This window comes from Hahella sp. HNIBRBA332 (assembly GCF_030719035.1).
GTDB lineage: Bacteria > Pseudomonadota > Gammaproteobacteria > Pseudomonadales > Oleiphilaceae > Hahella.
In genome coordinates, this window is the sequence record NZ_CP132203.1 from 6,086,625 (window position 1) to 6,112,389 (window position 25,765).

23 protein-coding genes are annotated in these 25,765 nt (G+C 54.7%); 10 read left to right on the forward strand and 13 right to left on the reverse strand.

The annotated features are described in order from the left end of the window. Positions 1 to 13: 13 nt before the first annotated feature. The gene (locus tag O5O45_RS26955) at positions 14 to 3,136 is read right to left on the reverse strand and encodes a transglycosylase domain-containing protein (RefSeq protein WP_305902396.1); all 3,123 of its coding nucleotides are present in this window, start codon (positions 3,134 to 3,136) and stop codon (positions 14 to 16) included. Between the two features lie 300 nt (positions 3,137 to 3,436). Beyond that, entirely contained in the window at positions 3,437 to 4,168 is a 732-nt protein-coding gene (locus O5O45_RS26960) for a hypothetical protein (RefSeq protein WP_305902397.1), read from the reverse strand. A 274-nt stretch (positions 4,169 to 4,442) separates the two neighbouring features. On the opposite strand from O5O45_RS26960, the gene O5O45_RS26965 reads away from it, so the two are divergent. Next, a complete protein-coding gene (locus tag O5O45_RS26965) occupies positions 4,443 to 5,651 on the forward strand; it encodes an IS256 family transposase (protein ID WP_305900391.1) in 1,209 nt (402 codons plus the stop codon). 25 nt (positions 5,652 to 5,676) lie between these two features. Here O5O45_RS26965 and O5O45_RS26970 read toward each other — a convergent pair whose 3' ends face one another. The 4 genes from O5O45_RS26970 to O5O45_RS26985 all read right to left on the reverse strand — a co-directional run bounded on the left by O5O45_RS26970 (position 5,677) and on the right by O5O45_RS26985 (position 9,671). Then, complete coding sequence (locus O5O45_RS26970; RefSeq protein WP_305902398.1) at positions 5,677 to 6,309, reverse strand: hypothetical protein; 633 nt, start codon at positions 6,307 to 6,309, stop codon at positions 5,677 to 5,679. A 147-nt stretch (positions 6,310 to 6,456) separates the two neighbouring features. Further along, positions 6,457 to 7,185 carry a hypothetical protein gene (locus tag O5O45_RS26975; RefSeq protein WP_305902399.1) on the reverse strand — a complete coding sequence of 243 codons (729 nt, stop codon included), beginning with the start codon at positions 7,183 to 7,185 and terminating at the stop codon, positions 6,457 to 6,459. After that, entirely contained in the window at positions 7,185 to 8,585 is a 1,401-nt protein-coding gene (locus O5O45_RS26980) for a hypothetical protein (protein WP_305902400.1), read from the reverse strand. The genes O5O45_RS26975 and O5O45_RS26980 overlap by 1 nt, the downstream gene beginning before the upstream one ends. A 210-nt stretch (positions 8,586 to 8,795) precedes the next feature. After that, the gene (locus O5O45_RS26985; protein WP_305902401.1) at positions 8,796 to 9,671 is read right to left on the reverse strand and encodes a LysR family transcriptional regulator; all 876 of its coding nucleotides are present in this window, start codon (positions 9,669 to 9,671) and stop codon (positions 8,796 to 8,798) included. 231 nt (positions 9,672 to 9,902) lie between these two features. Here O5O45_RS26985 and O5O45_RS26990 point away from each other — a divergent pair, with 231 nt between their 5' ends. The 3 genes from O5O45_RS26990 to O5O45_RS27000 all read left to right on the forward strand — a co-directional run bounded on the left by O5O45_RS26990 (position 9,903) and on the right by O5O45_RS27000 (position 13,656). Further along, positions 9,903 to 11,108 carry an MFS transporter gene (locus O5O45_RS26990; RefSeq protein ID WP_305902402.1) on the forward strand — a complete coding sequence of 402 codons (1,206 nt, stop codon included), beginning with the start codon at positions 9,903 to 9,905 and terminating at the stop codon, positions 11,106 to 11,108. A 65-nt stretch (positions 11,109 to 11,173) separates the two neighbouring features. Further along, a complete protein-coding gene (locus tag O5O45_RS26995; protein ID WP_305902403.1) occupies positions 11,174 to 12,049 on the forward strand; it encodes a substrate-binding periplasmic protein in 876 nt (291 codons plus the stop codon). A 272-nt stretch (positions 12,050 to 12,321) separates the two neighbouring features. Then, entirely contained in the window at positions 12,322 to 13,656 is a 1,335-nt protein-coding gene (locus tag O5O45_RS27000; RefSeq protein ID WP_305902404.1) for a reverse transcriptase family protein, read from the forward strand. Positions 13,657 to 13,678: 22 nt separating this feature from the next. Here the strand turns inward: O5O45_RS27000 and O5O45_RS27005 are convergent, their stop codons facing one another. After that, entirely contained in the window at positions 13,679 to 14,044 is a 366-nt protein-coding gene (locus O5O45_RS27005; protein WP_305902405.1) for a thiol-disulfide oxidoreductase DCC family protein, read from the reverse strand. Positions 14,045 to 14,064: 20 nt separating this feature from the next. After that, positions 14,065 to 14,514, reverse strand: coding sequence for a tellurite resistance TerB family protein (locus tag O5O45_RS27010; RefSeq protein ID WP_305902406.1), 450 nt, complete (start codon positions 14,512 to 14,514; stop codon positions 14,065 to 14,067). A 116-nt stretch (positions 14,515 to 14,630) separates the two neighbouring features. Here O5O45_RS27010 and O5O45_RS27015 point away from each other — a divergent pair, with 116 nt between their 5' ends. Next, a complete protein-coding gene (locus tag O5O45_RS27015) occupies positions 14,631 to 15,566 on the forward strand; it encodes a hypothetical protein (RefSeq protein WP_305902407.1) in 936 nt (311 codons plus the stop codon). Positions 15,567 to 15,572: 6 nt separating this feature from the next. Here the strand turns inward: O5O45_RS27015 and O5O45_RS27020 are convergent, their stop codons facing one another. The 4 genes from O5O45_RS27020 to O5O45_RS27035 are packed head-to-tail and all read right to left on the reverse strand — an operon-like array spanning position 15,573 to position 19,504. Beyond that, positions 15,573 to 16,043, reverse strand: a complete 471-nt coding sequence (locus O5O45_RS27020; RefSeq protein WP_305902408.1) for a DUF411 domain-containing protein — start codon at positions 16,041 to 16,043, stop codon at positions 15,573 to 15,575. A gap of 39 nt (positions 16,044 to 16,082) precedes the next feature. Continuing rightward, positions 16,083 to 16,442 carry a cupredoxin domain-containing protein gene (locus O5O45_RS27025; RefSeq protein WP_305902409.1) on the reverse strand — a complete coding sequence of 120 codons (360 nt, stop codon included), beginning with the start codon at positions 16,440 to 16,442 and terminating at the stop codon, positions 16,083 to 16,085. After that, positions 16,439 to 19,045: a heavy metal translocating P-type ATPase gene (locus tag O5O45_RS27030; RefSeq protein ID WP_305902410.1), complete on the reverse strand. Its 2,607-nt coding sequence runs from the start codon at positions 19,043 to 19,045 to the stop codon at positions 16,439 to 16,441. The genes O5O45_RS27025 and O5O45_RS27030 overlap by 4 nt, the downstream gene beginning before the upstream one ends. A gap of 27 nt (positions 19,046 to 19,072) precedes the next feature. Continuing rightward, positions 19,073 to 19,504 (reverse strand): MerR family transcriptional regulator, encoded by a 432-nt coding sequence (locus O5O45_RS27035; RefSeq protein WP_305902411.1) that lies wholly within the window; start codon positions 19,502 to 19,504, stop codon positions 19,073 to 19,075. 181 nt (positions 19,505 to 19,685) lie between these two features. Between O5O45_RS27035 and O5O45_RS27040 the strand changes: the two genes are divergently transcribed. The 4 genes from O5O45_RS27040 (at position 19,686) to O5O45_RS27055 (ending at position 23,865) form a co-directional block, all read left to right on the forward strand. After that, the gene (locus O5O45_RS27040; RefSeq protein ID WP_305902412.1) at positions 19,686 to 20,030 is read left to right on the forward strand and encodes a winged helix-turn-helix transcriptional regulator; all 345 of its coding nucleotides are present in this window, start codon (positions 19,686 to 19,688) and stop codon (positions 20,028 to 20,030) included. A 268-nt stretch (positions 20,031 to 20,298) separates the two neighbouring features. After that, positions 20,299 to 20,814 carry a lactoylglutathione lyase family protein gene (locus O5O45_RS27045; RefSeq protein WP_305902413.1) on the forward strand — a complete coding sequence of 172 codons (516 nt, stop codon included), beginning with the start codon at positions 20,299 to 20,301 and terminating at the stop codon, positions 20,812 to 20,814. Positions 20,815 to 21,153: 339 nt separating this feature from the next. Next, positions 21,154 to 23,097, forward strand: a complete 1,944-nt coding sequence (locus O5O45_RS27050) for an AGE family epimerase/isomerase (RefSeq protein ID WP_305902414.1) — start codon at positions 21,154 to 21,156, stop codon at positions 23,095 to 23,097. Between the two features lie 66 nt (positions 23,098 to 23,163). After that, positions 23,164 to 23,865: a DJ-1/PfpI family protein gene (locus tag O5O45_RS27055; protein WP_305902415.1), complete on the forward strand. Its 702-nt coding sequence runs from the start codon at positions 23,164 to 23,166 to the stop codon at positions 23,863 to 23,865. Between the two features lie 101 nt (positions 23,866 to 23,966). Here the strand turns inward: O5O45_RS27055 and O5O45_RS27060 are convergent, their stop codons facing one another. Further along, positions 23,967 to 24,950 (reverse strand): lipin/Ned1/Smp2 family protein, encoded by a 984-nt coding sequence (locus tag O5O45_RS27060; RefSeq protein WP_305902416.1) that lies wholly within the window; start codon positions 24,948 to 24,950, stop codon positions 23,967 to 23,969. 361 nt (positions 24,951 to 25,311) lie between these two features. Between O5O45_RS27060 and O5O45_RS27065 the strand changes: the two genes are divergently transcribed. After that, positions 25,312 to 25,764: a hypothetical protein gene (locus tag O5O45_RS27065; protein ID WP_305902417.1), complete on the forward strand. Its 453-nt coding sequence runs from the start codon at positions 25,312 to 25,314 to the stop codon at positions 25,762 to 25,764. Position 25,765: the final 1 nt, after the last annotated feature.

Sequence of the window (25,765 nt, forward strand, 5' to 3'; positions counted from 1 at the left end):
GATCACCCGGAAGCTATAACGGCGGAAGCATTTCCACTTCCGCCTGCGCCAGCTCCTGATGCGGCTTAACGGTGTCAATGCAAAGGGTTACGTCGCCGGGGGTGAGGTAGGGCTCCAGAATCGGCGCCATGCCGCGTAATACTTGCACCGGCAGCGCGGAGGTGAAATGGAAGTCGCTGGAGGCTTTGCCGGGCACATAGGCGGTGAGCGCGCCGAAATGGTTGCTTCCCAGATAGAACACAAAAGTAGCGGTGCGATTAAGCGCTGTGCCGCCGCTGCGGCGTCCGTTATCGGAAATATTGAAGATGCGGTTGTCGCCGGTGCCGGTCTTGCCGCCCAACGCCAGCATGCGTCCATCGGGCAGCACGAAACCGCCTTGCAGGCGCCGCGCTGTGCCCGCCTCCACCACGTCAGACAAAGCTTCTCGCAAAGCCGCGGCTACAAAAGGGTCCATGACCCGGTCGGCAGTGGTGCGATGGTGTCGCAATTTCACTTCATAAGGGGTCTCCGCAGCGAAGTGCAACTGATCCAGACGGAAGGTGGGTTGGCGCAGTCCGTCATTAAGGATGATGCCCATCAATTCCGCCAGGGCGGCGGGACGGTCGCCGGAACTGCCCAGAGCGGAGGCTAGCGACGGCACCAGATGATCAAAGGGATAACCCAGGCGGCGCCAGCGCTGATGCAGGTTGGCGAAGGCCTCCACTTCGAGCATGGTGCGTATGCGGGCGTCCTGAGCGTTTTTAGCGCGGGTGCGGAACAGCCAGCCGTAGACTTCCTGGCGGTCGTCGCGACTGGCGGCGGAGATGTCGGCGAACTGCGCTTGGGGATATTTCTGCATATACGCCAGCAACCATAACTCCAAAGGGTGCGCTTCGGCGATATAGGCTTGATCGGGAAGGCTGAAGGCGCCGGGCGCATAGCGCACGAAAAGCTCCTCCATGCGGTCGTCGCTGATTCTGTCATGGGGTAATCGCTGCGTTAGAAAAGTCTCGAAGGTACGCAGGTCCGAATAGGGAAAGATATAGCGATGCGCCGCCGCCAGCCGCACTGGATTCAAGCGCAGGCGCTCCAGAAATATATCCAGTTGCTCCTCGCTGCTTTTACCCTGATAGGCGCTCCAGAAACGTTGCAAAAAGATCAGTCCTTCGCGGTCGGCGAAGCGCGCCAGATATTCATGGCGGCGGGGATCGTTGGGGTCTCCCAGTAATTGCCGACTGTCTTGCTGGTTGGCGTTGATCTCATGGCGCACCAGATCCTGCAACAGGCGCACGAAGGGCAGGTTGATGGACTCACGCAGCGACTCCCGCACGGTGGGAAAGCGGTGGTTATCCTGACTGCTGAAATTGCGGAAAGTATGAACGCCGCCGCCCGTGAAGAACATCTCTTCCGGATTGGCGGAATAACGTCTTTCCAGCGCCGCCTGCAGCATGGGCGGCAGGGATTTGTCCTGCGCCTGGACTAGATACTCCAGCGCCCAGGCGGTGATGGGATCATGGGACGCCTTGGCTGTGAGGCGCAGGACTTCTTCGTCCTCGGCGGCGTAAGTCAGATGCAAAGTGGCGATCAATTCCAGATAGCTGGCCAGCACCCGCAGCTTGGCGGTGGAGCCCAGCTCCAGCTTGCTGCCTTCGTTGATGTCGAAGGGCTGTCCGGTGTTGTCGGTCTGCACTCGCACCCGGTTGCCGGTGGCGGAGCGCTCGAACAGGGTGAAGCTGTAATACACCTCCCGCGCCTGCCCCTCGGACAGCAAACGCGGACCAACCAGTCCAGTGGCCTTGGCGAATTCAGGATCGCTGAGGCCACGCAGGTAGGCGGACACCTGATGTTGCAGGCTGCCTTGCAGGGTGGAGGAGGCAGTCAGGTCGGTGCGATCCAGGTCGTACAGAGACAGATTGAACATCCGCGCCAGACGCAGACGCGCCACATTAACGCCTTTGTCCGCATCTACCGGCGTCACCACGCGCGCGTCCGTGAAATCGCGGTAGCGGGTGCGTTGCGCCAGAGCGGCGTCCCGCAACGGCGCGCCGATCTCGCCGCCATTGGCCATCAGGCGCAGATAGCTGTCAGTGAGACTTTCCAGGTCGGCGCGGCCTTGCATCAGATAATAGGAAGGGCGTCGGTGCGCGATCATCAACGACAGTATGCGACGCAGTGTCTGCGCCTGCTTTTCCAGCAGTTCGCCTTCCGCGCCGTTCATGTTGAGCAGGTGGTTGGCCTCAAGAAAGTCCGCCCCGAACCAGACCCACAAACCATCGCCGACGCCATGCACTTCGCCCTGACCGGGCGCGGCGGCTAGCGGGACGGTATTAAGGTAGGACAGCACCAGATCCTTACGGGCGGAAAGGGTTTCCGGCCCGGCCTGATAGGCGCGCACGCTGGCGGACAGCATTTGCAGCAGCTTGTCGCGGGGCGAGAAGGTCAGTCCTTCGGCGGAATGGCGATACTTTTCCATTTGCGTGGCCAGGGTGCTGCCTCCCATGGAAGAAAAATCCCCGCCCAGGGTGTTGCCGATACGCACGACGGCGGCCTTGCTAAAGCGCCCCCAGTCCACCGCGGGATTTATCAGCGGCTGGTCTGTATCCAGCAGGTTGCGGTTCTCAATAAACAACAGTGTGCTCGCCACCAGCGGCGGTATGGATTCAAAATCGTCGTATATACGCTGCGGGTAACGGTTGCGATACATCACGTCCCCGCGACAATCGAGAATATCCAACCCAGCCTGTGACTTTTCCCGATAGGGCGGAAACAGGCCGTGGGAGGTGTACTCCATCAAGGCGGGAGAGAAACTGGCCTGGGATTTAATTTCCCAGCTTTGTTGATTCAGTTGCTGCAGAAAGTCCGGCAGAGCCACATAGCCCAGACGCTTATCAAACGGCCCCTGCTCAGGATAACGCACCGCCTCCGCAGGCCCCGCAGTAAGGCTGTAGTTCAGTTGACCGGCGTAGCGCGAAAACAACCGCGCCTGAAACCGGGAAGTGTGACTTTCAAAGTAAAAAAGGAGAGTTCCCACGACCAGAAGAAGCGCGGTAATGCGCAACAACACCCTCTTCAACCCCGCCCCTTGCTCATTTTCGACAAAAGAGGGCAGAGAATCCGGCTGGGATTCGGAGTCAGGTAGATGAAGATGCGGAAACACGCCCATCTTTGAACCGAACGCAAGTGCTGTTGCTGATTGTGACGACGACAAGGACTGTCATAGATCTGCGCCGTATTACTACTCCCCGGCGGGCCTACGCCTTCACTCTCAGTATAGTCCACCGCACCCCGGCGCGTGGGGGCGGTAACGAAATTTTACGGAATGGGATGTGGGGGCTGGGTGGAGTGAAAGTTCGAGTATGTGAGCCGAAATTTTCTAACCCATAGACGTGCAAAATATAGAGGGAGGTCTAGAAGTGAGGTGCATAGCGCTTGTGAGCGCTATGCAGGAGGATGAGGGTTAGTCGAGCTTAATATGAACGTTTTCTATAAACTCTTTAATCGTACACTCAATTGCGTTATCTAAGTCATGCTCAGGTTCGTAATAGTCACGTCCTAACGCGGAGGGGTTAAAGAGAATTGCTAATTCATGATCTTCAGTAATAGGGGTATGCCATCGACGCTTTTTTGAATCATTGAGAGTGTCAACAACATAAGAGAACCATTGAAGATCGTTAATAACTGTTTTCTTGATTTCCTTTGCTTCTTTCGGGTAACGCCAAAAATCTCTCTCTGGGCTAATAGGCCGGACTTTTCTTTCTGGGTGCGCCACCAACTCCCTATTTAGATGCCCCCATAAACCATCAGCGTAGGTTAACAACCATTGTTCCATATCCTCTTGATTGAGCATTGAGTCGATCTCACGGAAATGGGGGTCTCTGCGATGTAACATTACGTTTATATTCAGGTAACCCAGTGCCCCTTCACCAAGTGGCTTATCCCAGTACTTCCAGCCCGTACTGAGCAGGAGCACTGACATTCCAGTATTACACTCATCCCACTGCTCAAAAATACTATCCTGATAAAGGTTGATAGCGCCCTGATACATTTTAAAAGGACCACTCATTTCATGAGCAGGGCAACGAAACCGTAACTTTTTATCAGAAAGACCAAAATTAATCCAAGGGGCGGATGAGAAATCCGGGCCTAGTGGATTCATTTTTGACGCCTTTAGTCTTTTAAGCCAGCGCATAAGAAGCGACTCCCTGGATTCTGAATTACATTGTCAGTGTAACAAGAGGCGCATAGCGCTTGTGAGCGCTATGCAGGAGGATGAGGGTTAGTCGAGCTTAATATGAACGTTTTCTATAAACTCTTTGATAGTATTTTCTATTGCGTTATCTAAGTCATGCTCATTTGAGTAGTAGTCTCTTCCTAAAGGCTGCGGGTCAAAATCGAGACTGTAATTTAATTTGTGTATCTGCCTATCACTAGTACCCTATAGCGGGGTTAAGGATAGGTAGACAATGAACCAGAAAGAATTAGAAGCATTTGCCCGTGAGGCAGCCAAATCTCTGAAAACAGAAAAGGATCTCAACGAGTTCCGTCAGATGCTCACCAAGGCGACCGTGGAAGCCGCGCTCAATGCAGAGCTGGATGTGCATCTGGGATACGAGAAACATCAATCTTCAAATTCAGACAATAGCCGTAACGGCTATTCCAGCAAGACCCTCCGTACCGAGGACGGTCAGTTTGAAGTTAATACTCCCAGAGATCGTCAGGGCAGCTTTGAGCCTCTACTGGTCAAGAAGCAGCAGACCCGCTTCACCACCATGGACGACAAGATTCTCAGCCTCTACGCCAAAGGCATGAGCACCCGAGAGATCGTGGCCACCTTTAAGGAAATGTATGGCGCGGATGTCTCTCCCACCTTAATCTCCAAAGTCACGGATGCCGTGATTGAGCGGGTGGTGGAATGGCAGTCTCGTCCTCTGGATGCGGTTTATCCCATCGTATACCTGGACTGTATTGTGGTGAAGATCCGCCAGGATAAGCAGGTGATCAACAAGGCGATCTATCTTGCCTTGGGAGTGAATCTGGAAGGTCACAAAGAACTGTTAGGGATGTGGATCTCTGAAACCGAAGGGGCGAAGTTCTGGCTTAATGTGCTGACCGAGTTACAGAACCGGGGCGTGAAGGACATTCTGATCGCCTGTGTGGATGGTCTGAAGGGTTTCCCCGAAGCGATCAATACCGTGTATCCCCAAACCCGGATACAGCTCTGTATCGTGCACATGGTGCGCAATGCGGTGAAGTATGTGCCATGGAAAGACTATAAGCCGGTCACAACAGATCTGAAGCGGATCTACCAATCGGCCACCGAAGAGGAAGCCCTCTCAGAGCTGGACAAATTTGCCGAACGATGGGATGAGAAATATCCCCAGATCAGCCGATCCTGGCGGCTTCACTGGGAGAATCTCAACACTCTGTTCCGCTACCCGGAAGACATTCGCAGGGCCATCTACACGACCAATGCCATTGAGTCCCTTAACAGCGTCATTAGGAAAGTGATCAAGAAACGGAAGCTGTTCCCCACGGATGATTCCGCGAGAAAGGTGGTGTATCTGGCGATCATGGATGCGTCGAAGAAATGGACGATGCCGATCAGGAATTGGAAGTCAGCGCTGAACCGATTTATGATCGAGTTCGAAGATCGCTTAACGGAGTATCTTTAATAACCAGGCAGATACACAGAATTATTTACAGGGTCTCAAAATCAAAAGCCAACTCATGGTCTTCAGTGATCGCAGTGTGCCAAACACGCTCTCTTGCTCTATTTGGCATATCTACAACGTAAGAAAACCAGTTAACCCCATTCACGCAGACTCTTTTTATATCATTTCCCGCTTTCGGATATCGCCAAAAGCCTCGCTCAGGATCTACAGGCATGGCTTGTCTTTCAGGGTGCGCCAGTAGTCCCTTATTAAACTCTCCCCACATATTTTTGTTGTATGTGAGTAGCCATTGCACCATTTCCTCTGGGTTTAATAGAGAGTCAATCTCTCTATAATGAGGATCCCGGCGATTCAGCCTAACTTCAAAATTAAGATAAGCTAGCGCGCCTTCTCCCATGGGTCTGTCCCAAAACTTCCAGCCCGTACTAATAAGGCTTAGAGACATCCCTGTATTATTCTTAGTCCATTTTCTGTAAAGATCATCTTGATAAAGGTTTACTAATTCAGACCTTTTTTTAAAAGGTCCACTCATTTCATGAGTTGGGCATAGAAACCTTAGCTTTTTACCTGAAAGGTTAAATTCAACCCATGGCGCGGATGAAAAGTCCGGACCTAGTGGATTCATTTTTGACGCTTTTAGCCTTTTAAGCCAGCGCATTAGGAACGACTCCCTAGGTCCTTTATTACATAGATAGTGGGTCGTCATAGATATTCGTAATTAGCTTCAACCATTCTGTTAAAAATGCAATCGTCAGTGTAGTGAGAGACGCATAGCGCTTTTGAGCGCTATGCAGGAGGAAAAGGGCTAGTCGAGCTTAATATGAACGTTTTCTATAAACTCATGGACTGTTCGTTCTACTGCGCCATCTAGATCATGATCATCTTTATAATAGTTGCGTCCTATGGCGGAAGGTATAAAAGAGAATGTTAGTTCGTGATCTTCAGATATTGGTGTGTGAAACAAACGCCACTTAGTGCTGCTAGGTAATTCAGCAGTATATGAATACCACTGAATATTGTTTATAAATATAGACTTGATATCAGTACTAGATCCTGGATATCTCCAATAATCCTTTTCTGGAATAATAGGGCGAACTTTCAGTTCTGCCCGTTCATCTAAATCTCTATTAAGGACACCCCAAACTCCATCAGCGTAGGCTAATAACCATTGTTCCATATCCTTCTGGTTTAACATTGAGTCTATTTTTCTATAGTGGGGATCTCTACGGTGTAACCTTAATTCGAGTAGTAGATATCCAAGTGCTCCCTCGCCATAAGGGCGGTCCCAGAATTTCCAGCCAGTACTTAATAGGTCAACCGACATTCCTGTTTCGTTATTCCAATGTTCAAAGTCTTCATCTTGATAGATATTTATTTTTTTAGAATGTCTCTGAACTGGGCCACTCATTTCATTGTGAGGGCAGCGAAACTTTAGCTTTCTACCAGAAAGATCAAAATCTATCCATGGAGCCGTTGAAAAATCTGGACCCATTGGGTTTAGCTTGGATGCTTTTAGCCTTTTAAGCCAGCGCATCAAGAACGTCTCCCAAGTTCCTTCATTACACCGATAAAGGATTTCCCTAAACCTTCATATTTAGCCTCAACCATAGTATTAAAATCACCGCTGCTCATATGTGGGTTCATATGCGGGTTGATTTCAGGGTTCATTGTATGGGTTGCGAATAAATTTCTAATTAACTCAGCGTTCTTATACAGAAGAAAGAGAGTGCTGCCTAAGCCTGACATACCACCGACTGCTGCAGCTAATGCAGAAAAAGCGGACATATCTGCTGATATTGCTGCAATGATTCCACCCATAGACATGCCTGCGCTTGAAGCTATCAACCCCTGGGTGATGGCCGTATTTCTGGATTTTCGTGCGTCCCCTCTCAATTTATAAGAGTAGAGCTTGTACTCTGGTCCCAAATCCTTAACACGCTGGGCCACTTGAAATAACAGTTGAGTCCTCGCAATTGTGTCTCGGAAGTCATCCGACTGATTTTTGATGAGCTCCTTCGCCAACTTCATTTCTTTTATTTTAATGTGATCAAGAACACCCAGGATTGCTCTTGATGGAGCCCCAAAATATAGAGTGTGCATGTTCAGCTTAAAGTGTCGAGGGAGCTTGTTCAGAGCATTAAGAAATAAGTCGGCGCCATCACCATGAATAGTCCACTTTATTTCTTTGCCAGCCACTTGAGCGTCGTAAAGGCTTTTAGCAACGAGTTGTGCAGTAAAGTCCGCCGAAGTTACTTTTTGCTCTGGAGTTGTCCATTCTGTTCCTCTTGAGTATAAGGGCCTTGGGTTGTAAGCAAGTGTATAACCTTTACTCTTATCCAGGCTATCGTCACCTCCGTACCCTCCGTCTATTACATTGGGCAACACTTTAGTTGCAGCATATTCCATGTTTTCGGCCATTCCATTAATTGCTGCATGTTCAGTAGTGATCTCATTTTCTGATACAGGAGAGGCGAACCATCTCTTACCAGGCTTTTTGACTAGATAGAAACCAGGGGCGTGGCCTTCAGCATGATTCACAAACTCGATATCAGTGATATAGATGCCAGGTCCTAATCCGCTAACAGTGTCTTGCCGAATGATGTAGCTGATTCTGAGGTTTTCAACGATGTCTACATGTTCAAATGCATCACGTTTATTCGAATAGGATTGAAAACCGCCTGCGCAAGATCTCAAGCGCGAAAGCCTGGATAGGATCAGTTGTTCAGTATGACTGCCCTGCATCTTCACCAGCTTGGCAAAGTGCATTCCCAACGAACCGCCGGGAACATAAATTTTGCGGCCTGACTCATTGCCAACGCCATCAAACATCAAGATATAGCCAGATGCGGCATTACCAAAAGCACGTTTAAAGCCGAAATTAGTGAGGCTGTCCTGACTGATTGAAGGCTGGGGTCTCTTTGCGGGGGCGTTCAAGGGTAAATCTCCTTATTTGGGGGGCTCTGAAAGGTAAAACTGGCCGTATAGTAGCCAAGTCCAGGCAAACGCTGAATCAGCCTAATGGCATAAATTTTTCTGGTCAATTTTACTGTCTAAAACGACGCTAAAAGTCCGGCCTGTGAGGAACTTAGGTTGTTGAAAAGTGTATATGTAAGGACTTCGTTTTAAGGGGCGTTATTTTCCCCCTCAACGCCTACTATGCTCCAGCAAAAACTCCACAAAGGCCTGATTGGCTCGGGAGAGGTAGCCGTTGCGGCGCCAGGCGATGCTGAGGTCGAGCCAGATGGGGGGATCGAAGGGGATGGTGACGAGGCTTTCGTTTTCTTCCACTACCATTCCCAGCAGGGTGGAGATGCCGAAGCCTTGTTTGATGATGGATTTGATCAGTGGCAGCAGGTTGGTTTCGAAACCGATGTTGGGGGTGACGCCAGCGGCTTTGGCGAGTCTGTCGACGACTTTGCGGTGAAAGTAGCCTTCCTTGAACATCACCAGCTCCTCCTGGAAAAACTGCTCCGGCGTGACGCTTTTCTGTTTGGCGAACGGGTGCTCCTGCGACACGGTCACCAGCATTTGCTCCCGTAGAAAAGGGCGGGCCTCCAACTCCTCCGGTACGAATTCCGCCACGATGACGCCCAGATCCAGTTCCCCTTGCTCCAGCATTTGCTGCAAACGCCAGGTGCCGCCCTCGATGACCGACAGATTCAGCGTGGGGTAACGATGGCGAAAAGCCATCAGTATGGGCGGGAAGTAAAAAGACCCCAACATGCTGGGCACTCCCACGCGCACCTCGCCGCGAGTCAGGCCTTTCAGCTCGCTCATCTCCAGCGCGGCGTCGTCCGCGGCTCTCAGTATCTTTTCCGCATGGCGATACAGAATCGCACCCTCGTCGGTGAGAGAAATGCGGCGGTCGTTACGATGCAGCAGCGTTAACGTCAGCTCCGTCTCCAGTTTACGCAGCGCCATGCTGACTGCTGGTTGCGCGACTCCGAGGGATTCAGCGGCGCGGGTGAAACTACCGAGGCGGGCGACCTCGTAAAAGTAGCGCAGGCTTTTAATGTCCATAAGTAATCGTTATTAACTGTATAAGCAGCATATATTTTATTGATGATAACTGTAGCTCTATAGTGATCCTGCATCCAGCTTCATATTAATAGTCAGGCGCATGGATGCGCCTGCGCGGCGGCGAGCCGCGGGAGACAGGGCCTGACATGTGCAGGCCCTGTCGTTGCAGACAAATAGAAGGAAGCTATTTGTCTGTCTGATTAATGATAACGGCGGTTGAGGAGCAGTAGCATGATCGAATCGGGCGGCAGACAATTCTGGTTGGCGACGTTGGCGCTGTGTATCGGTTCCTTCATGACGTTCGCCAACGTCTACATCACCCAGCCGCTGCTGCCGATGATCGCCGACGCTTTTGACCTGACCGTGCTGCAAGCCAACGGCAGCTTCACCATCACCACTCTGATGCTGGGACTGTCGCTGCTCATATACGGGCCGCTGTCCGACGCCGTTGGCCGCAAGCCCATCATGCTCATTTCACTGGTCGGCGCTACGGCGTGTACCTTGCTGCTGACGCAGGTTGAGTCCTATTCCTCTCTGGTCGCGCTACGCGCCGCGCAGGGCTTTTTCCTTGGCGGTCTGCCAGCGGTGGCTATCGCCTACATGGGCGATGAGTTCTCGCCCAAGGCGTTGCTGTTCGCCGTGGGACTGTATATTGGCGGCAACAGTCTGGGCGGTATCGGCGGACGCCTGATTGGCGGTTTTGTCGGCGAGGCATTTTCCTGGCGATCCGCCTTTGTGGCGATGACCATCGTCAGCGTTCTGTGTCTGATCGTGTTCGCATTGATGCTGCCCAATTCCCGCGGTTTCACCCGTAAACCGCTGCGGCCGCGGCAAATGCTGGCGGATCTCGGCGGGCACCTGCGTAATCCGATTCTGCTCACTTGCTACCTGATCGGCGGCCTGAATTTCTTCATCTTCATCAACCAGTACAGCTACATCATCTTCGTGCTGGAAGACGCCCCGTTTAACCTGTCCGCCCAGTATCTTGGGCTGCTATTTCTCACTTATCTGGCCGGCACGGTGGGATCGTCCCTGTCCGGCAAGATTGCCTTAAAAGTCCCGCAGCCCCTGTGCATCGCCCTGGGCGTGGCCATCCTGATGAGCGGAACCCTGTTGACCCTGGCGCAAACGCTGCCAACGATTATTGCGGGACTGTTGATCAACAGCTTCGGCTTCTTCCTGGCGCATTCCTCCGCCAGCAGTCTGGTCAATCGCAGCGCCCGTGGGGCCAAAGCCAGCGCCTCTTCCCTGTATTTGGTGTTTTATTATCTCGGCGCCAGCAGCGGCGGTTTCTATCTGCATCCCTTCTGGAGCGCCATGGGCTGGGACGGGGTCGTGCTGGGATCCATGCTGGTGCTGACCGGCGTATTGGGCGCCGCCATCTGGTTATATCGCCGGGAATGCGAACCAGTTGGAGAACCTGACGTCTGCGTGTGATGCCTTCCTCTTTTGTCTATGCTTAACTATGGGGATTTGTAGTCTAGCCGGACGGGGAAAAATTTGTGCATACATTACGTTGGGCGGTGGCGTCCGCGTTATTGTTGATGACGCTCGCGGTCGCTGCGGAAACCATAGTGGTGCGATATCCGCGGCCAGAGGCGGATGTGGACAAGCGGACCGAATATCCGCTGAAGCTGCTTGAACTCGCGTTTCAGAAAATGAAAGTGGACTACAGTCTGGTTCCCACTGAACAACTGATGAACCAGGGGCGCGCGCTGCAACTGTTGCGCTCCGGCTCTAATCTGGACGTGGTCTGGAGTATGACCTCGGACGAGCGCGAAAAGGAATTGCTGCCGGTGCGCATCCCCATCTACAAAGGCCTGATTGGCTGGCGCATCTTTCTGATCAATGAAAGCGATGTGGAACGCCTCAGCCGTCCCATGACGGCGCATGACATGAAACAGTTCCTGATGGTGCAGGGCCACGACTGGCCGGATGCGAAAATCCTGCAGATGAATGGCTATAAAGTGCTGGGCACGCCCAATTACGAAACCATCTTCGATATGCTGGCGCGCCGCCGCGTGGACCTGTTTCCCCGCTCCATCGTGGAGATCTGGGCGGAGCTGGAGAATCATCGGGAAATGGGACTCGCGATTGAGCAGACCAAGTTACTGCGCTATCCCACCGCCTTTTACTATTTCGTCGCCCCGGATAACAAGGAACTGGAGGCGTTGATCGAAGAGGGCCTGCTGCGCGCCTTGGCGGACGGCTCTTTCGACGATATGTTTTTCTACTATCACGGCGAGCTGCTGAATAAAGCCAAGCTGGCGCACCGTGAAGTGTACATGCTGACCAACCCCATCCTGCCTGAAAAAACCCCTCTGCATCGCGAAGGTCTTTGGTATCAAGGTTACGAGGACTCGCCGCGAGTGCGTTGATCCCTTGGCGTCGGGCTTGCGGCGTTGACAAGGACGATTGTTGTCCTCTACCTTGCACTGCGACGACGCTTCAAGCGAACGTGATCCAGAACCGGCGCGACCGGGCCGGATCCGTTGCTCCGGGGCTACCCCGGGGTTACATGTTGACTGAACATATCGACGTCCATACCGCCCTACGCCAAGGCGTAGAACGGTATCGACCACGGGAGGAGGGTTGGAGCGTCGTCCCCTTTCCTTTTTAGCGCCCAATACTCTCCAGGGACTTTTTGGCGATGAGATATGACCGCTGGTTGGCCGCCCGTCTCGCCGACGCCTACCAATCCGGCCCGCCGATAAGGCGGGAGATGAATCAGCGCGCCGAGCTGGCTTTAGCGCAACATCCTGTCTGGCTCACGCCATTGACGCGCCGGATGCGGGCGCGGTTCCATCAGGCCTGGGAAATCACCTCCGCCCATACTCTGACTGAAGCCATTCTGGCTGACCGGGGCTTTCAACAAGGTCTTGCCTTATCTTCCGACCCAGTTCAGGTGCGACATATATTTTTGCCGCCGCCCCAAGAGTTGCCGCCAGACTCTCCGGCGGCGCAATGGGGCTTACCGACGTTGCGTTGTGTTGGCGATATGGTGGGCTGGCTGCGATTGACTCTGGAGGACCTTAACTGGCTGACGCAGGCTCGTGGGGAGCCGGGCAAGGCTCCATCCAGATTGGGACATTACTCTTATCGCTGGCTGGATAAACCCCGTGGCGGCGCCAGATTGCTGGAGTCCCCCAAATCCTGGCTGAAGACAGTGCAGCGACGTATCCATCAGGAGATTCTTGCTCCGCTTCCTCTGCATGACGCCGTTCATGGGTTTCGCGCGCAACGCTCCAGCCTGACTCACGCCCGCGTCCATGTCGGACAGCCGTTGCTGCTCAAGTTTGACCTCAAGGACTTCTTTCCATCGGTGAGTTATACGCAGATTTATCACGCGTTCCGGCGGCTTGGATACGGTCATCAGGTCGCACGCCTGCTCAGTAAGCTATGCTCCCATGTCTCGCCTAACGAGATACTCCGCCATCCGGCGGCGCGTCAACTGGAACGCGGCGATGAGTTGTTGCGTCGCGCACATCTACCCCAAGGCGCGCCGACGTCCCCGGCCTTGGCCAATCTCGCCGCCGCCCATCTGGATCGACGTCTGAGCGCGTTGGCTGACAGTATGGGGCGGCGTTACAGTCGATATGCCGACGACTTTGTTTTATCAGGGCCGTCGATGAGTCCCGGCGCGATCGAGCGCTTACAAGCCTTGGTCGGCGCTATCGCGTTAGAAGAAGGCTTCGTTCTGAATACGCGCAAAAGCGCTGTGATCGGGCAGGGCGCGCGTCAACAGGTGGGAGGCGTGGTGGTGAACGCCAAGACCAATATTCCGCGCAAGGACTACGATGAACTGAAAGCGGTGCTGCACAACTGCTTACGCTTCGGTCCCGTTGGACAGAATCGCCAGGGCCATGAGGACTGGGCGGCGCATTTAAGAGGGCGAATCGCGTATATGGCGGGGATCAATCCGGGAAAAGGACGCAAGCTGTTGGCGCTGTATCAGCGTATCGACTGGCCGCAGGAATCAGCCTGATCGCTGACATTGGAGCTGTCGCTTACACGCGTCCGCTTTTCTGCAAACGTTGCATGACGCTGCGGCGATACCAGCGGGACAGCAGGCTTTTCAAGCCAGGCAGGCTCAATAGCCAGGCCAGGGGACGCAGCAGCAGAGTGCGGCGCATGAGCAGGATATAGGCGTCCAGTTCCCGATGAATATCGCCGTATTCATCGCGTACGTGTAATTCCGTTAAGGCGGCGTGAGGATCGATGCCTTCTCGGCGCAGGTCGTCATCGCGGCCAGTGATATCCAGCCAGCACACTTCGGCGGCGCGGTCGCCCGCCAGCTTTTCGTAATTGCGACGGTCGCGCACGCAGCGGGGACAGGCTCCGTCGTAGTAAACCGTCAGTTTAGGTTGGGTCATCGTCTCCCCTCCCAGGGGGCTCAAGCTTGCTCTTGCGCCTCCAGTTTAGCGCGAATGAACTCAGCATGGGGCACATAGATCAACTCCGCCGCCCGTCGCACAAAATGCTCCTCGTATTTGTCCAGCTGGCCATCGGCGTAAGCCACGCGCCACAGGTTCAGAATGATGCTGTATTTATCCTGGGGCGAGCAGATTTCGTTGATGTGCGAGGTGAATTCATACAGGGAGGTGGCGCTTTCGGCTTCTTTGGCGGCGGCTTCCATCAGCTCGGTCAACTCGGCACCGTCCACATGGAAGGCCTGGCGCACATACTTTTCCACCACCTGCAGCTCTGCGTTATCCACGTGTTGGTCGACTCTCGCCAGTTGTATTAACAGGGCCGCGGTGACCCGCTCCAATGCGGGTTGCTTGATCGGCATGCGCGCGTCAGTGGCCAGCTCCTGAAAGATCGCCTGTAACTTTTTCAGCATGAATACTCCCATGATATGATGTGGCGTTTATCGCCGTCGGGCGCTTTTTGACTTGCCCCTGACGGAATTCATACCATCATTAACTGATGGATACTCCGCTAACAACAGGCAAGGCTATGAGTTCAGGGATACTACGCGGAGCTGTCATCGTCGCGGCCATATCTATGATGTATGGTTGCGGAGGCGATGAATCAACCGCGCAGCCGCCGAAGATTCCGGAAAAAGGAATCGCGGCGCTGGTGCAGGCGAACTTACCCGCTTCCGGCGCCCAGGCGCAGGTGGGCGCGGTGATTTTCAAGGATAGCGTAAGGCAGCCCTTGGTGGGCGGCGATGTCATTGTCGCCGAGAGCGCCATCGACAAGGTGCGCCTGAATGCGCTGGAAAACCTCAGCGGCGACTACCAGGGACTCCTGGACGTGGCGTCCGAATTCGACACCGTTTATTTCAGCGTGGAATATGATGTAGCCGCGGCGCAGGACAAGAGCTGGTTCACTTCCGGTCTGCCTGATGTCAGCGCTCGCCCCGGCGAACTGGTGGGGTTGACCACCTCTATCGAATTCCCTCCCGCGATTCATTTGGCTTCACCCGCCGCGCAGATGGAATACGCCTCGCGCAGCGACCGTATTGCATTGCAATGGGCGCCTCTGGGCGAAAACGATCAGATCCGCTACACCGTGCGTGGCCGCTGCGACTATAGCAACGGCCGTCGGCAGTATTACACCCGCTCAGAAGTATTGGGACGGGAAGACGGTGCAGGCGCGGCGGAAGGTTACGCGGAGATCAAAGTAGGGGACATCATCGCCTCACAGGACGGCGCCGAAAGCGGCTTCCTTGCCGATATGAGCGCGCGTCTGGTCGGCGCGGTGGTGGATGCGCTGACGTTTGGCTCCCCCGAGGTGGACATGCGCAACGGCGAGTTGCAGTCCTGCGAGTTTGATTTGTCGCTGTTGCGCGAACGTATTTCCACGCCCGCGCAGCCTTTTGATGGCGGGCGCATCATCGCCAGCCGCAGTGACACCGTGCGGCTGTATTATCACCCCATCGGCGAGTGACGCGGCTTATTCGTAGTGACTGTAGGGAACGGCTCCGCCGTCTTTGCTCACCAGCAATACGTCAAACCTGGCTTTGACCCCGGGAACCTCCATGCCTGGGACATTTTCCCCGGCGGGCATCCCTGGAACACTGAGGCCCAAGGCGTCAGGCTTTTCCTGCAATAAACGCTGAATATCCGCCGCTGGCACATGGCCCTCGATCAGATAGCCGTTGATGAACGCGGTATGACAGGAGGCGAGATTCTGCGCCAGCCCCGCCTGTTGTTTCACTGGCGACACATCGCGGGTTTCATGCACGGTAACGTCGAACCCGGCGGCTTTGACGTGATCGACCCATACTTTACAGCAACCGCAGGTGGGCGATTTGTAGACCGTCATTTCTTCCGCTGTGGCCTGCTGCGCGCCGGCGAATCCAGCGGTCAGCGCCAGCAGCGCGCCGCTGAGGCGGCGCGGCAAGGTGGGTATGTTTGAGATCATGATTGGCTCCTTTTGGTTCATGCTATATATCGCTGGCGTTCAGACAACTTTCAGCGATCCCTGGTACATGTTCATCTGACAATTAAATTTATAGACGCCTTTTTCCTGTGTTTGGATACGGATGTCCTTGGCGTGGCCGACCGGCAACTCCTCGCTGATATTCAGGCCGTCGAAAATCACCATGGCGGCGCAGGGACTGGGGTCCTTGCGCAGAAAGCGCAAGGTGGCGCTTTCTCCAGCGGGTATTTCTATGTGGTTAGGGCTGTAAACGCCGTCCGCCACGGTGATTTCGATGGCGCCGCCGGTGCTGTGCGCGGCGTTTTGCGGCCGCCACAGCCAGAACCAATAGATCACGAAAGCAATGGCCCCCAGGCCGAGCAGATTGACCAGAATACTCATGCCGCTTTCTCCTCTTGTTGATGTTGCGCACTGGCCGCGCTGCTTTTGAACAGGCGCAGGCGATTGGCGTTGCTGACCACGGTGACCGACGACATGGACATGGCTGCGCCGGCCAGCACCGGGCTCATCAGCACGCCGAACAGGGGATACAGCAGGCCTGCCGCGACAGGAATCCCCAACACGTTATAGACAAAAGCGCCGAACAGGTTCTGTTTGATATTACGCACCGTGGCGCGGGAAACTTCAATGGCGTCGGCGAGACCGTGCAGAGAGCCGCGCATCAGGGTGATGTCGGCGCTCTCGATCGCCACGTCCGTACCCGTACCGATAGCGAAGCCCACGTCCGCTTCGGCCAGCGCCGGAGCGTCGTTGACGCCGTCGCCCACCATGCCCACCAGCTCGCCCTGTGCGGCTTTCTGGCGCAGGTCGCGAATCACTCGCGCTTTATCTTCCGGCAGCACTTCAGCGATGACTTCATCCACACCCACCTGCTTGGCGATGGCCTCGGCGGAGCGTTTTACATCGCCGGTCAGCATGATGACGCGCATACCGCGTTCACGCAGACGGGCGATGGCGTCGCGGGAGTCGGACTTGATTTTGTCCGCCACGGCGATGACCCCCGCCAGCGCGCCATCTGTCGCCATAAACAGTGGCGTGGCGGCCTGCTCCGCCAGTTTATCCGCCATCTCGGTGAGCGGGCTGGCGTCAATGTGATTGGTCTCCATCCAGCGGCGATTGCCGAGCAGTACGGTGACGCCATCGATAACGCCGGTTACGCCCTGACCGGACTCGCTATGGAAGTCGACGGGATCGCTCAGGGTCAGGGACTGATCGCGAGCGGATTCCACAATCGCCATGCCCAGCGGATGCTCGGAGGCTTTCTCCAGGCTGGCGGCGAGACGCAATAGTTCAGTTTGATCGCGTCCGTCGACAGCGTGAATCTCCAGAACGGAAGGTTTGCCTTCGGTAATGGTGCCGGTTTTATCCAGCACCAGAGTGGCCAGTTCGCCCGCCTGCTGCAGGGCTCCGCCGTTGCGGATCAGCACGCCGGCTTCCGCTGCTTTACCGACCCCAACCATCACCGACATAGGCGTCGCCAAACCCAGAGCGCAGGGACAGGCGATGATCAACACGGTTGTCGCCGCCACCAGCATATGCGCGACCCGGGGATCAGGACCGAAGTTATACCAGACAAGGGCGGCGATAACGGCGATGATCAGGACCACCGGTACGAATACGGCGGAAATTTTGTCCGCCAGTCGCCCCAGCGGCGGTTTGGCGTTCTGAGCTTTTTTCACCATGGCGATGATTTGCGCAAGGGCCGTGTCCTTGCCGACTTTCACCGCGACATAGGTCATGGAGCCGGTTTTGTTTAGCGCGCCGGCGGATACCTTGTCCCCCTGTTTTTTCTCCACGGGAATGGGTTCGCCGGTCAGCATGGACTCATCCACCAGACTCTTTCCGTCGCGCACTTCGCCGTCCACCGCGATTTTCTCGCCGGGACGTACGCGTAGAAGGTCGCCTTTACGAACGTTCTCTATGGGAATGTCTTTCTCGTCGCCGTCGCGAATGACGCGGGCGGTTTTGGGCTGTAAGTCCAGCAGACGTTTTATAGCCTGGGAGGTTTTGCCGCGGGCGCGCACTTCCAGCGCCAGCCCCAGGTTGATCAACCCAATGATCATGGCGGAAGCCTCAAAGTAGACATGCCGCGCCATTTCCGGCACTGCCTGGGGCAGGGCCGCTACCGCCATGGAGTATAGCCAGGCCGCGCCGGTGCCGGTGGCGATCAGCGTGTCCATGTTGGCCGAATGATTTTTAAAGGCTTTCCAGGAGCCGGTGTAGAAGTGGCCGCCGGATTTGGCCATCACTCCCAAGGTGATCAGGCCGATCGCCAACCAGGCGAACTGGCTGAGTCCCGGCTGCACCATCATTTCACCGCCCAACAGGCCCCAGGCCATCAGGGGGACGCCCAAGCCAAGAGCCAGCCACATATTTCGCAGCAGCTGTTTATAGTAGGCCAGTTCCGCTTTCTCCTTGGCTTCCTGATCGGCGGCGTCATCCGTCGCCAGGGTGGCGCCGTATCCGATCTGCTCCACCGCCTGGATCAACGCGTCCATATCCGCATCGCCTTCCACCGCAGCAGTGCGGTCGGCGAAGTTCATGGAGGCGCTGGCGACGCCGGGAACGCTCTGCAACGCCTGTTCGATTTTACTGACGCAGGCTGCGCACTTGGCGCCGGTGATATTCAATTGGATGGCGCTGGCCTGACCTGTCGATTGCGGCGAGGCGTCCTGAGGCGCTGTGTCCTCCTTAGTTGCGGCTTCCGGTGCGGCGCTGAGTTCGCAATGGTCGCCAGCGGGGATCTCTTCGTGCTGCTCGTTCTCTTTCAGCTCAGCCGGATAGCCCAACTGGCGGATCGCTTCCAACGCGGCGGGAATATCCACGGCGGCGTCGATAGAAACGGTTTGTGCTTGCAGATCCACCGACACCTTGTCCGTGTCGGTCAGGGGAGCCAGCGCGTGCTTGATTTTTTTCACGCAACTTTGGCAACCGGCGCCTTGGATCGCGATGAGAGCGCCTTGTTCTGATAGTGCCTGGTTCATGTCAGCCTCCGTTATCAGAGCCTAGTGTTATACGTTGGATTCTTGTTCCCAATATTCGATCAATCGGCAGATGGTGTGGCCGTTGGGATCGCCGTCAGGCATGTGCTCCCAGGCGCTCATCGCTTCCTGCATACGGACTTTGAGCTGAGTGAGTTCGGTGATTTGACGTTCCACTTCGGCGAACTTCTCTTCAAACAAGCGTCGCACCATGGGGCAGGGGGAGTGATGATCCTCCGCCTGAAGCATGATTTGATTGATTTCCTTGACGCTAAACCCCAATTGCCGCGCCTTTTTGGCGAAGATCAGCTTTTGCAGGTCGTCCCGGTCATAGAGCTGGTAACCGTTGTCTGGATCGCGCCTGGGCTTCAAAAGGCCCTGTTTGGTATAGAAGCGCACCGTGTCTGCGGTGACCCCGCTGCGTTTCGCCATCTCGCTGACTTTCAGTTGTAAACCCGTCATGTTCCGGTACCTCCCATTGCCTGCGTCGATGAATTTAAGCTTAGTGTAAAACCTGGGAGTAACACATAAGTCAAGGGGGAGTAGAAAATGAATGAAAAGCGATTGCCTTAGGAGGATGTGATCGCGCTAACCCTGTATTACCATTCGCATTTTGGTTACTGACAAGTTCGCCGAGGGACGCATGTATATCTGGAATGACAAACCCTATCGATGCCCGGTGGAGATCGCTTTTGCGGCGGTGGGCGGCAAATGGAAGTGCTTGATACTGTGGCATCTGCATGTCGGCAAAATGCGCTTCAAGGAACTGGAGCGGATCGTGCCAGGGGTGAGTCAGAAGATGCTGACCCAGCAGCTCAAGGAAATGGAGCGTGACGGACTCATCGTGAAAACGGTTTTCCCGGAAATTCCCCCCAAGGTGGAGTATGAATTGACGGAGCGCGGCCACAGTATCTTTCCTATTTTGGAGCAGATGCATGCATGGGCCGTCGCGCAGTTCGACCTGAAAAAATCAGCGCAAGCGGAGTAGCTTCCTCCCGCCTCCGCTAAAGCCAGCAGTAGCGCGGATTTAACGGCAATCCTGCCTGTTCTGCAAGTTGGAGTCGCTGGCGGAAGAGAGGATGCTTACCAAAAAGTGCCTACTTGATCAGCCACTTAGCCCTGCCTATGATGCTCCCAGATCGCAGTCGCTCTGCGATATAGCCAAGAGAAAAAGTTCGGCCGACTTGTTTTTCTGCTTCTCATTTCTATGTGAAATGCGCCGGCTGGCGCGAGCAACAAAACATTGAGGTCAACAGATGGAAAAAAGATATCCAAGAGCCTTTTCCCACATCGGGATATCCGTTCCCGACATCGCCAAAGCCCTGGAGTTTTATCAACAGGCGCTGGGCTGGTACGTCATCATGGACGTCACTGAGGTGAAGGAAGAGCAGGACACCGCCATTGGCGCCATGTGCATCGATGTATTTGGCGAAGGCTGGGGCTCCTTCAAAATCGCCCACCTGTCCACCAGCGACAGCATTGGCGTCGAACTGTTCGAATTCCCGCAAAACAAAGCCCCCCGCCATGAGTTCAACCCCTATCAGACTGGCGTGTTCCATTTCTGCGTACAGGACCCGGATGTGGAAGGGCTGGCTCAACGCATTGTCGAACTGGGCGGCAAGCAAAGAATGCCGATCCGGGAATATTTCCCGGGTGAAAAACCATACAGAATGGTCTACATGGAAGACCCGTTCGGCAACATCGTGGAAATTTATTCGCACTCCTATGAGCTGCACTACAGCGCTGGAGCGTACCAGAATCAATCTGCGTAAAGGGCGACAGCCCCGCTGACAACGGGACTTTAGACCGGTTAATGCCAGGTTTGGTTATTACCATGCTTGGTTAATACCAAGTTTAGTAAATACATAAGCGATGCGTTGCGCCGGTCGGTGGCGGAGCGCGTTGTCCTCACAGACTTATTTCTGCGTTGTAAGCAATTCATATCTTCAAACAAGCGCCTGCGTGGGTGCGCAGACAGGGGGATCAGACCGGTTCAGCCGGTGAAAACAGGCAGTTTTCAGGCGCTTCCAGGGAGATGGAGCGATAGGGATTTTTGTTTATAGCACATTGGTAGTTGTTGACGTTAAACGAAAAGAAAACGAAAGAATAATATGTTTAAGAAGAAGATACTGGCCTGCGTTGTTACTGCTTCACTCTCTCCATTACTATCCACATCCAGTCTGGCCGTGGCGGCGAATGAGCCGCAGGCGGCAAGCGCTGTAGTCTCTGCGTCATCCATGGCGGAACGCACGGGATTTACTTTTTCCGATCTGGTCGCCGGTTACGTGACCGGATATGACCGCTCGAATAAGACCTTCGCCATGAAAACCCGCAATGGCCACAAGCTGTCCGTGAAAATCGGCGATAACGCTTATGCGGAATTCGTGCGCAACCTCGGGGAGGAATTCAAGAACGCCACGGATAAGCTGGACGTCATGCTGACCCAGGGCCGCTACGTATACGCCTATGGCGTGTTTTATCCCGATAGCGGTCAGTATGCTCTGGAAGCGACCCATCTGGTTTTCCCCACAAGTCAGGATAACCAATACGTCTTTGAACAAAGCGACTGGTGGAGCCGTCAGATCCGTGAACTGGCGGATTTTTATCTGCAGGCGGAGTTTGGCGATGGCCCCATTGATTACACACGCTATCGCACCAACCTGTCTCTGGAAGGGGATAAACTGGGTGACGGCATTCAGGAAGCCGCTACCTTATCGCGCCTGATATACGGTTTCGCCACCGCGTACATGATGACGGGGGAGGACCGCTACTGGGAGGCGGCGCAGAAGGGAACAGCGTACCTGCGCGCCAACTTTCAGGTGAACAAGGGCGACCAGTTCTATTGGCTGCATGCGTTGGACGTTAATGGCAAAAACGGCATTGAAATCTATGCGGGCTCGCGTTTTTCCGACGATTACAACGCCATTCCCTGTTACGAGCAGATCTATGATCTGGCGGGGCCGGTGCAGACCTACCGGATCACCGGCGATAGCGCTATTCTGCAGGATGTGGAGAAAACGCTCGCTCTGTTTGAAGATCGCTATCGGGACAAGAGTGCTCAGGGCGGCTATTTTTCCCATATCGACTCAAGCACGTTCAGTCCTCATGCGGAGTCTCTGGGCGATAACCGTAGCAAGAAGAACTGGAATTCCGTCGGCGATCACGCACCGGCGTATCTGATCAACCTGTGGCTGGCCACCGGGAAGACGGAATACGCAGACTTCCTGGAAGATACCTTCGACACTATCGTTGCCCGCTTCCCCAGCGTGACCGAGAGCCCCTTCGTCAACGAGCGCTTTTTCGCGGACTGGTCTGTGGACGCCGGCTACAAATGGCAGCAGGATCGGGCGGTGATCGGCCATGATCTGAAAATCGCCTGGAACCTGATGCGCATGAACAACCTGCGCCCGAAGGCGTCCTACTCCGAGTTGGCGCAAACTCTGGGCGACGCCATGCCGAAATACGGCGCGGACTTGCAGCGCGGCGGCTGGTATGACGTGGTGGAGCGCAAGCGTGACGACGGTCGGAGCCAGCACCGTTTCGCTTTCCATGATCGCAAAGCCTGGTGGCAGCAGGAGCAGGGCATTCTGGCCTATCAGATTCTGGCGGGCGTGACCGGCAATCCTGACTATCTGCAACTGGCGCGGGAATCTTCCGCTTTCTACAACGCCTGGTTCCTGGATCGCGCAGACGGCGGCGTGTACTTCAACGTATTGGCGGGCGGACAGCCCTATGTGGAAGGGATGGAGCGCAGCAAGGGCAGCCACTCCATGGCGGGGTATCACGCGTTTGAGTTGGCCTATCTGTCGGCGGTGTACAACAAGCTGCTGATTCTGAAGCAACCCATGGATCTTTACTTCAGGCCGCAGGCGAACGGTTTTACCGGAAACCTGTTGCGAGTGCAGCCGGACATCCTGCCCCAAGGCAGCGTGAAGATCGACAAAGTGTGGGTGAACGGCGAACTCTATGAGGATTTCGACCCCGCAGACCTGACGGTGACGTTGCCTCGCGATCATCAGGAAATGAGCGTCAAAGTCAGGCTGACGCCCGCCTGATGCTCTCTACGAGCGCCCTGTGTGCGGGGCGTTCGTCCGCATATTTGGATAGAAAGGAATTAACCCATGTTTTTAAGATCGACGACCTTACTATTGGCGGCGCTGACGCTGTTCGCCTCGCTTTTTTCTTCCGCTTCCTCTGTAGAAATACCGCAAGTCACAGTGCAGACGCCGCCAGTGACGGGGGACTACAAAGGCAAAATCGGCGTGCTGGTGGAAGAACATTTTGATGAAACCGAGCTGGTGGCGTTCCAGCAATATTTTCCCGCCCACGGCTACGAAGTGGTGTTCATGTCATACTTGTGGGGGCAGCCTGAGCTGACTTTTAACGGCAACGATCACCAGCGCCAAGTGGTGGTGAAGACGGATATCACTCAAGCGGATCTGTCGCAATATGCTGGCGTTATCCTGATCGGCGGCTACGCCATGGATCGCCTGCGCTATCAAACCGAGCTGAGCGAAGATGGCGTTTCCCATGCCCCTGCGGTGGAGTTTTTGCGCCAGATTATTGCCACCAATCGCATTAAAATTGGCGCTATTTGTCATTCGCTATGGCTGTTCACGGCGGACCCGACTTTACTGCAGGGTCGTAAGGTCACCGCTGCGCACAATATTGTTGCCGATGTCCGTAACGCTGGCGGGATATTGCAGGTAGAGAATAATCAGGCGGTGGACACCTTCGTGGACGGCAATCTGATTACCGGCAAGCACCCGGCGGTGGTGGGCGCTTTTATGGAAACGTTTTTGCGGGAGCTGGATAAGTCCTGACGTTTACGGTGCGAGAGGAATAGGAGTTTTGTTCCCACCCTGATCAGATGAAAGCAGGGAAGCAAAGGCTTCCCTGCTTGTAACCGCTTAGGGATCGTTGACTATCGCCACTCGCATCCCGCGGCGGGAGTTTCCGTCACAACAGTGGAGTAGTGATAAGCGTAATCGCCATCAACCGCCTGCGTCCCTTCTTTGCCGGCCTCTGAACCGATGATGTAAGTCTCGGCCTTTGACAAACCTGCGTCGGCGTAGGCCGCGATATCGGTGGCGGCGTTGCCGTAGGCGCGCACGATATCCAGCTGCACGTCATTCAGCAGATGACGGATATAGGCGGTTTTATAGGCCTGAGTTTGTGGGCTGGCGGGGTTTTCCGCGTTGCTGTCCGTGCGCAGATGCCATTGAAACAGGCCCTTGGCGTTGAACCAGTTGCGGGTGGTTTTGGCCATCCAGTATTGGCGGCCGGTCAGATAGACCACCTGATAGCCCTTCTCCACATAGTCCCACACCACCTCCGCCGCGTAATTGTGCATCTCCGCAGTGTCTGTGCCCAGATAGTCGCCGATGGCTTCGAAGTCGTTGAGGGTCAGCGTGCCGTCGATGTCGAAGAGCACAGTTTTACGGCCGGGCTGCACCACCGTCAGGTAGCCGGAGGCTTCCGTGTGATCGCCTTCCACCACCATGCGCACGACATAATCGCCTTCCGGCTTGTTGAGGTTGACGTAAATCTTGCCGTCGCCATTGGTGCGATGTTCTCCCAGATATTCCCAGCCAGACATGCCGGTACCGTAGACATAGACATGAATGTCCTCGTCCTCCAGGTCTTTATGGAACAGGGCGGAGTAGTCGAATTTTCCAACCATAGTGGCGGAATCTCCGGCTTTGACGATCTGGTCATGGACCATGTGAAACGGCTTGTTCAAGGAAGCGAGCAGGCGGTTGCCCCAATGGTGGAACGACTCTTGCGCCGGCTTTTGCAGACCGGGAGCATGCAGGACGCTGTCGTAATCAGGGCAATATTCAGCGTTAGCGGTGAGACTGAGTGAGGTGGCGAGCAATCCGCCAGCCAGAAAAGAGAGTTTATGCATGATTTTAGAGAGTCCTTTTTAATTATTGTTCAATGAGGCGTCCCCATTTATTTCCGTTCAGTAAACGGGGTGTGAACGCGGCCTTAATTTTTCACAGCAATATGAAAAACTGATTAAAGCCGTCGGGAAATTGTGCATGCTGAGAAAGCTGGGGAGAATCCCTAATAAAGACTATATACGGTGAGGATTTGGTTGTTTGGGTGCCATGGGGGTTTCAATTGCGTATTCTAATTCAACTGGGGCGGGACGCTTAGAAGTAGCCATGATGCGGATAACTGAATGTATACTTCACATAATCCATTGCCAGAGGCCCGATTAAGATCCAGGCTTCGCTAATCACCTCACCAGCTACTTACGGTTCATGATCACAATAGGCTCCATTTCCAGAGAAAAGGCGAGTGAGGATTTTCCGTTTCTCGCGCAACATTACCGCGGGCGGCGGAAGGCGATTAAGAACTTCACTCATCTGGCGCCGGATTACGTCTTCTGGATTTATCCGGATGGGGATTTATTCGACGCTAAAGACTCACACAAGAACAATACGCCGAAGGGCTTCCAACATATTTTGTTGGATGAGCCGGATTACAGCGGCTTTCTACGGGGGCGAGTCGCCAGCAATTATGGCCCGCAAATCATTGTGGTGTATTGCAGAGAGGAAGCTTTGGCGAGCGATCTGCTCAAGATTCGTCAGTTCCTCAATGGTGTGGCGCAGCTTCCCATCCCGCTGCAACAGAATACGTTAGTCGTGAGTGATAATGCGGATATTTATGGGACGCTGACTGATATTCGCCAACGCGCCAGTATCGTCGGATAAC

What these genes read in the sequence shown, in the direction of transcription:
- O5O45_RS27025 (WP_305902409.1), bottom strand. Translation starts at nt 16,442, where the DNA reads ATGAGTATTCTGGTCAATCTGCTCGGCCTGGGGGCCATTGCTTTCGTG.
- O5O45_RS26965 (WP_305900391.1), top strand. Translation starts at nt 4,443, where the DNA reads ATGAACCAGAAAGAATTAGAAGCATTTGCCCGTGAGGCAGCCAAATCT.
- O5O45_RS27010 (WP_305902406.1), bottom strand. Translation starts at nt 14,514, where the DNA reads ATGCTGAAAAAGTTACAGGCGATCTTTCAGGAGCTGGCCACTGACGCG.
- O5O45_RS27020 (WP_305902408.1), bottom strand. Translation starts at nt 16,043, where the DNA reads ATGATCTCAAACATACCCACCTTGCCGCGCCGCCTCAGCGGCGCGCTG.
- O5O45_RS26975 (WP_305902399.1), bottom strand. Translation starts at nt 7,185, where the DNA reads ATGCGCTGGCTTAAAAGGCTAAAAGCATCCAAGCTAAACCCAATGGGT.
- O5O45_RS26985 (WP_305902401.1), bottom strand. Translation starts at nt 9,671, where the DNA reads ATGGACATTAAAAGCCTGCGCTACTTTTACGAGGTCGCCCGCCTCGGT.
- O5O45_RS26990 (WP_305902402.1), top strand. Translation starts at nt 9,903, where the DNA reads ATGATCGAATCGGGCGGCAGACAATTCTGGTTGGCGACGTTGGCGCTG.
- O5O45_RS27000 (WP_305902404.1), top strand. Translation starts at nt 12,322, where the DNA reads ATGAGATATGACCGCTGGTTGGCCGCCCGTCTCGCCGACGCCTACCAA.
- O5O45_RS27045 (WP_305902413.1), top strand. Translation starts at nt 20,299, where the DNA reads ATGGAAAAAAGATATCCAAGAGCCTTTTCCCACATCGGGATATCCGTT.
- O5O45_RS27030 (WP_305902410.1), bottom strand. Translation starts at nt 19,045, where the DNA reads ATGAACCAGGCACTATCAGAACAAGGCGCTCTCATCGCGATCCAAGGC.
- O5O45_RS27015 (WP_305902407.1), top strand. Translation starts at nt 14,631, where the DNA reads ATGAGTTCAGGGATACTACGCGGAGCTGTCATCGTCGCGGCCATATCT.
- O5O45_RS26960 (WP_305902397.1), bottom strand. Translation starts at nt 4,168, where the DNA reads ATGCGCTGGCTTAAAAGACTAAAGGCGTCAAAAATGAATCCACTAGGC.
- O5O45_RS27065 (WP_305902417.1), top strand. Translation starts at nt 25,312, where the DNA reads ATGATCACAATAGGCTCCATTTCCAGAGAAAAGGCGAGTGAGGATTTT.
- O5O45_RS26970 (WP_305902398.1), bottom strand. Translation starts at nt 6,309, where the DNA reads ATGCGCTGGCTTAAAAGGCTAAAAGCGTCAAAAATGAATCCACTAGGT.
- O5O45_RS27040 (WP_305902412.1), top strand. Translation starts at nt 19,686, where the DNA reads ATGTATATCTGGAATGACAAACCCTATCGATGCCCGGTGGAGATCGCT.
- O5O45_RS27060 (WP_305902416.1), bottom strand. Translation starts at nt 24,950, where the DNA reads ATGCATAAACTCTCTTTTCTGGCTGGCGGATTGCTCGCCACCTCACTC.
- O5O45_RS27055 (WP_305902415.1), top strand. Translation starts at nt 23,164, where the DNA reads ATGTTTTTAAGATCGACGACCTTACTATTGGCGGCGCTGACGCTGTTC.
- O5O45_RS27050 (WP_305902414.1), top strand. Translation starts at nt 21,154, where the DNA reads ATGTTTAAGAAGAAGATACTGGCCTGCGTTGTTACTGCTTCACTCTCT.
- O5O45_RS27035 (WP_305902411.1), bottom strand. Translation starts at nt 19,504, where the DNA reads ATGACGGGTTTACAACTGAAAGTCAGCGAGATGGCGAAACGCAGCGGG.
- O5O45_RS27005 (WP_305902405.1), bottom strand. Translation starts at nt 14,044, where the DNA reads ATGACCCAACCTAAACTGACGGTTTACTACGACGGAGCCTGTCCCCGC.